This window comes from Mycoplasma sp. 4423 (genome assembly GCF_054353855.1).
This window is the reverse complement of sequence record NZ_JBTHHJ010000024.1, coordinates 1-7,388: the sequence shown is the minus strand read 5'-3', so window position 1 is coordinate 7,388 and position 7,388 is coordinate 1. Positions and strand designations below refer to the sequence as shown.

3 protein-coding genes are annotated in these 7,388 nt (G+C 24.1%); all 3 read left to right on the top strand.

What is annotated here, in order from left to right; translation table 4 throughout:
* Positions 1-23 precede the first annotated feature (23 nt).
* The 3 genes from ACXYRN_RS04060 (at position 24) to ACXYRN_RS04050 (ending at position 7,332) form a co-directional block, all read left to right on the top strand.
* Positions 24-1,277, top strand: coding sequence for an Mbov_0400 family ICE element protein (locus tag ACXYRN_RS04060; protein WP_458607760.1), 1,254 nt, complete (start codon positions 24-26; stop codon positions 1,275-1,277).
* Between the two features lie 144 nt (positions 1,278-1,421).
* Entirely contained in the window at positions 1,422-2,876 is a 1,455-nt protein-coding gene (locus ACXYRN_RS04055) for a hypothetical protein (RefSeq protein ID WP_458607759.1), read from the top strand.
* 619 nt (positions 2,877-3,495) lie between these two features.
* Positions 3,496-7,332, top strand: coding sequence for a hypothetical protein (locus tag ACXYRN_RS04050; protein ID WP_458607758.1), 3,837 nt, complete (start codon positions 3,496-3,498; stop codon positions 7,330-7,332).
* Positions 7,333-7,388: the final 56 nt, after the last annotated feature.

The window sequence follows — 7,388 nt, the reverse complement described above, 5'->3', positions numbered from 1 at the left end:
ATATTAAGTGATAAAGGAATATGATGAGAGAAAAAGATATTTTAATGAAATTAGTAATGCCAAAATATTCAATAACATATAATCGCTTAGGAATTAATATTGGTAAGCATCCTGTAATATTTTTTAAAAATTATCAAGATAATGAATATTATTATGTTTCTGCTCGTAGTGCATCTGATTTTGATAATAAAAAGAGATTTAAATATAATTACGAAGTTGAAATAACTAATTCAAAGATGTTAAATAATAAAGTAAGCTATATTGATACAACACAAATTTTTCATATAAATAAACAAGATCTATATAAAGTTTTTGATAAAGATTCAGTAATATTTTTAAATACAAATTATTTTGATATTAATGATATCAAAAGTATTTATAATAAAATTTATCAAAACTTAACTAAAAATCCACCTTATGTTTCACTTAGTTATATAAATATCAACAAAAATAAAATTCATACACAAACTAAATATTCACATAAAGAGTTTTTATGAAGAAATTATTCTGAATTACAAATAAAACCAGATGGATATAAATATCTTAATTCTGCTAAATGACAAATAAACAAAATTCTAAATAATAACAATTATCCAGATACTATTTTAGAACTTGATGATTTAGCTGGTGGAATATACACAACATATACTGAAATAATTCAAAAACATCATTTATTTGAAAAGTTTAAATCTTTTTTAAAAAAGGATTATCCACAATTTCTTGAAGATAAAAAACTTGATTTTAACAAATATTCACCAAGGCAACTTGAACAAATTTATTTAGGTTTACAAGCATCAGTTGATGTTGATAAATATTTGGATTCAAAATGAGAATACGATCAAATGCAGCAAATTAGAATAGGTTTACAAGCAAAAATTGATATAAAAGACTATTATGATAATAATTTAGATGGATTAAAGATGCAGCAAATAAGAGAATGTATTTTTAATGAACTAGATATAAAGAATAAATATAAAAATTATTGAGCAGATTCTGAAAATGATAGTAATTATGATATTAATAAAGCAGATATCGATGTAATTAACATATTTAATGAAAATTTTAATGACAAAATAAATATCGTTTTTAATGATATTCTCAATCCTAATATATCTTCATTAAATGAAGATGCGAAAGAGACTAAGAATGAAATAAATGTTAAAATTGTTAAAAATATAGATAAAGAAAGTAAATCAGATAATGATGAAAATTCAGATGTTGATAATAAACAAGTGAATGACTTAGTTATTGAAGAAGATAGCGGTATAGTTATGTAAGTTTTAAATTTCAATTGAAAATATTTCCTTAAAATAGATAAAAAAATAATAAATTCACTAAATCTTATATATAAAATTTTGATATAATAATAATATCGTGTATATAAAATAATTCGATATATTTATATAAATAAATGGAGTAAAATGAAAATCAAAAAGAAATTAATATCGCTTTTACTAATTTCATCTAGTGTCACAGCAGTAGCGACAACTGCAGTTGTTGCTTCTTATATTTCGGTAAAGAATGTTCCAACTAAAACTCAATCAATGCATATGTCATTAGCACCATTAAAATATTTTGATGGTGATAATGAAGTTAAAACAAATGAATCAGATAAGAAAACCAATTCAGATAATAAAAATTCATCAAAACAGGAAACAAAAGAGTTACAAGAAGCAAAAGATGGATACAAACAACTTATAGCGTCAATTTTAACTAACGAAAATAGCATTTTCACTGATAAATCTTTTAATCAATATAAAAAAATAGTAGATGATGAGAAGAAAATTCTTGATGAAAAACTTGACAAAAAAGAAATTACTGTTTTTGATGTAAGACTAGCAAATTCAAAAATTATTCATTATAAGTATCAATTAGTGATAAATGATGCAAAATTAGATGATGTTTATAAAATCATAACAGATTTAACAACAAAAATAAAAAATGATGGTGCCGCAGAAGTTCAAGCAGAAATTGATAAAAAAGTAGCAGACTTTAAAAAATCTTATGCAGATGCAAAAGATAATAATCAAAAAACAGAACAATTAACTAAATTAACTGAAATTTTCCTTGATGCAACATTGATTCAACCTGCTATTAAAGATCTTAACACCACTAATATTAATTCACTTAAATTAGAAATTGAAAACACCTGAAAAGAAAATGCATTTTTCACTGTGGATTCATTTAAACAGTTTTCAGATGAAAAAACAAAACTTATAAATCAACTGCAAGATTTATTAACTAATGGTACATCAATTACACAAGTGCAAGAAGATCAAGTTAATTCAGATTTAAAAAATTCAATTAATAAGTTAGTTATAGAATCATCTAAATTATCAGATGCAGAGAATAAATTAAAAGAACTTATAAGCAAGTTACCTAATGAAAAAGATAAAAATACCAAAAAATCAGTTCAAGATGTTGCAAATGAAAAATTAGCAGAAATCAATAATGCTAAAACAGGTGAAACATTACCATCTGATAAATTACAAGATTTATCTACATTGTTTATAAATGTCTGAAGTCAAATAAATAACCAAGAACTGATACAAAACTTTAAAGAGAAATTAAATCGTGAAATTAAAATAATAAGCGACAACGATGAAGTCCAAGTTCTTTCAAATGAAGTGCAAAAAGCAGTGACAATAGAAGATCTTAAAAAGGTACAACTAAAGATAACTGAAAAAATAGCAACTCAAAAAGAAGTGATTGAAGAACCAGAATCTAAATCTACTACAGCAGCTATAATTATTACATCGATTGTAATTGGTATTCTAGCAGTTGTTGGAGTTGTTATTTCATGAATTGCTGCTCCTCGCAAAGAAAAGAATAAAGATTCAAAAACCCAAGAGCAAGAACAAAAAGCAGAAAATTAATTTCTGTTTTTTGATATTTAATTAGTTAACTGATTTTATAAATTATAAGAATATATTGTTTCTAAAACTATATCCGTAGAAACAAATATTAACAAAGATTAGCGAATGATTCCAAGATCATATTTATTAATCAAAAACTTAATTAATATGATAAATCAATATTTTATAAATATACTTAGATAATTATAAAATTATATTTCTTTATTAATTGTTGAAAAATTTCCGTGTATAATGAAATATTGTTCAAATCTCTCTGGAGGGGGGGATTCTATAAACACAATTAAATAAAACACTGAATCAATAATGTTGATATAAGTTGCACAAGATTTTCTTATCTGTTTTTATATATTTAAATAAGATAGTTATAATATATTTATGGTTAAATAATGGAAAAATTTTCATTTATTTATCGTAAATTACAAATAAAAATATATAATTATAGAGCAAAGAATTTATTTAGTGTTTATCTTGTTTATACTTTTCATTAATAAGTAATTTAATCAAAGTAATTTTTCATTTTTAATTTTTATATTTATAACACTAAATTTATTATGCAAATAAAGATATAAAGTGAAATTTATATCTTTATTCTTATATCTTAATTTTAAGAAAGGTTTAAATGAAAAAAATACACCAGAAAATTTTTCTTTTATTATCGGGGATTACTTCATCAACGATAATATTAGCTACTGCATGTTCTAATCAAACTGATAATAAACCAAAGCAAGTAATTATAAATCCAAAATTAATTAATTTATCAACATTACAAACAACATCAAAATCAGCAAAAATAAAAGCTATAATTGATGCAAGCAAACCTGAATATAATAATGCAACGGATTTTAAGATAATATTTAATAACATTTCTTATATAGCTGCTGAAATAAAAACATCTAATAACCAAAAAGAAATTATATTTAACTTAAATGATTTAAATCCTGCTACTATCTATACATTTATAAAATTAGAATTTAAAAATAGTGTTTTAAATTCAGATGTCAATAATTTTTCTTTTACAACTACACAACAAAGTGATTTGACACCACCAAAAAAAAATGAACCTGATCCTGAAAGTGAAAAATCTCAACCTATTGACAAACAAGAATCATATAAAATCGAATCTGTTCAAACATCTAATGTTCATACAACATCTGCTATATTAAAAATTAAGATTCACACATCATCTGATATTTTAAATGCAAGTAATTTTATATTAACATTAAATAATCAAAACTACACTTCTTCGTCATTCAACAAACAAACAAAAGAAGTAACTTTTGAATTAGACAACCTAAACATAAATACAACATATAAGTTAAATAAATTGTTAATAAATGATAAAGAATTTCCATCATTTGATTTTAGTTTTAAGACAAAAGCAGAAAATGTAGTTGAATCATTACAAGCAAGTTCGATTAGTCACAACAGTTTATCAATCACATTCTCTTTGACAGATAATAATTTAGATGTCACACAATTAAATGTAGAAGTAAGCGATTACAGTCAACCTATTTTAGTTTCATTTAATCAAGAAACTCAAAGTTACAATTTTACTTTAACTAATTTAACCCCACAAAAATCATATACTATCAATTCTATAAGTTATCAAGGTAAGACATTATCAATAAAATCCTTGAATCACACCTTTACAACCACTTCTAATGCATTGCAAGTTAATCAAGCACATTTGGTATCAAAAAGCAAAAATACTGCTGCAATCGAGTTTAATTTAAACCGCGATATAACAGACAATGAATTAGCATCATTATCGGTAGATTTAACAAACAACGAAGCAACAACCAAACATAATAAATTTAAATATTTATCAAACCATAAGATATTGCTTCAAATAGATTCACTAAAACCTCAGACAACTTACAAACTAACTAAATTAACTTTAAATAACAATGATATAGCATTAAACCAAGAAAACCAACTTTCTTTTACAACATCAAAAGAAGTTACTACTGATTCATTTGCAATTAGCAAAATAACTTATAAAGATATCACTGCTACTTCTGCTACAATGCATATTGACTTTAGTTCAAACGATCTTTTAAATGAAAACCATCATGAATTTGAAGTAAATTTAGATAATAAAGTTTATAAATTTAGTGATTATAATCCATCAGAATCATATGTTGAAATTGTGCTTGATAATCTTGATTTTCATACAAAGTATTTTGTAAATTCAGTTACACTAAATGATAAAACTTTAACATTACCAACTGATGAATCACAAAAATCATTTACCACCTTGGACTGAAATCGTCCGGTAATATTAAATAGTTTAGGATATACTTTTGAAGATAAAGTTTCAGCTGATTCATCTGATGTGATGTCATTAGATTTTGGTGTTATTGATTTATTTCCACTTCATCGATCTCAGTATTTCTTTACAGCAGAATTCACTGATGAAAATGCAAATAAAGACTACAATTTAGATTTTTTTGCTACACCTAAGGAAAATAATAACAATCAATTAAGTTTAGATAATATTCGTATCTTTGTTAAAAATAATCCTGAAGAAGCTGATGAAGGACATTATTATGATTTAGAACCAAATAAAACATATAAACTCAAAGCATTAAAATTAACTAATGGTGATGGACAAAGTGAACACGGAACACTTACTTTTACTTTAAAACAAGGTGCTTCATTTATCATTGATACACATATTAACACCACCAGATATCAAAATGTTGAAATAACTAATACTAATAATAATTTAAATGTTTCACTTAGTTTATCAGCCGATTCAAGTGATCCTGTTTCAGTTGATATAAAAAGTGATTTTGGTGGTTTATGAAATATAAATTTAACTAAAACAAATGATAAATATACAGGAAGCTTACAGATTAATAATTTTCCGTCTGGAACATACAGCATCGCAAGAGTATATTTAAATTCAAAACCTATTTTTGTAAATAAAAATAATAAAGGTAACGATACATTAAGAATTGATGCAAGTAAACCAACAACAAATAATATAAATACAATAAACTATTCATATGATAAATTTAATTATCAACATAATATTATTTTAGATTTACAAAGTAATAACACTGTTAATACATTTGTTTATAAACAGTCTCCAAATATTGTTATACAAAAAAATGACTCGGAAGATTTTATTAATTTAAATAGTATATGAAATCCGAATACTAATAAATTAGAAATAAAAACTTTAAATTTAGATTTTGCAACAACTTATAAAGTTATCGGAATTGGTAGTGTACATATTAACGAAAATAAGTCATTTACAACTATAGCTAAACCTACTACAAAAGCACAGCTTAGTGTTGATGAGTTAAACAGTTTAATTAATTCAATCAATCACTTAACACTAAAAAAACGTTGATGAGCATCTGGTATTAAAAAAGTTTTATTAGCAGATAAAGATTTATTTAAATACTTTAATTTTTCAAATAAAAATGGATTCGATAATGAAATAACATTTAATTTTGATGAAAGTAAATTTAGTAATCTAAATGAATTAAATGGTACATTATCGCTGACTTTGAAATTAAGTAGTGGAAATAATCATTCAATTGAAAAAACTTTTAAAATTGAAAATTTATACTCAAAAGCTTGAATTATTGCTAATAAAACTAACACATTATTATTCGATCCATTAGTACATATCTCAAAAACAGGTATGAAAAAATCCACCAAGGACTTTGATGATGCATATAAAGATGCTAAATATAGTAACATTGATGATTTAGATTCATCTTTTGGAAAACCTGCTATTATCGTTGATCTAAACGATGCATCGCTACAAAACTTTATTGATATCGATGATGGACTAAAAAGTTATGATCCAAGTGTTTTTAAAGCATATTTTGTTAAATATAAGGATGATGAAAATGTCTATAAACCATATAAAACCACTGCATATGCTCCATTAGGTATGATTCAATATAAAATAATGTTTTGATTCAATCCAACTAATGCTGAAGATAAATATACTAACCAAATTACACCTTTGTGATTAGTCGGATTTAATAATTATACTAACAAAGATGCAAAAGATTGATATACATATTTATCAAGGCAAGCAAAATTATATGCATCAGCAGATTATTTAACTGTTAATTCTTCATATGGTCTTAAATCAACTGCAACCGAGAGTGCTGAGCAAATGGTTGCATCGATAAATAATAAAGCAAATTCTCAAGAAAAAGTAGATTATCTTGATAAATATACTAATTTAATCAAGTTTATTAATGATAATTATAATGTTATAAAAGATGCCTATAATCCAGCTGTAGCACGCAGTTATTATCAAATTGAAATTATAAATGCATCAAAAATTGAATATGGTAAAAACAAGTTTGTAGATATTACTTTTGCATTAAAACCAATATATTTGGGTGCAAGTGATGCATATAAAGCAAAAACAGATGTTATAGCAAAAAATGTTATCCATATCCAATTACTTAACAATAATTAAAACCTGAATTTCCCACTTTAATGTATTAAAAAATCGTTTAAGCCTTAAACATAGGC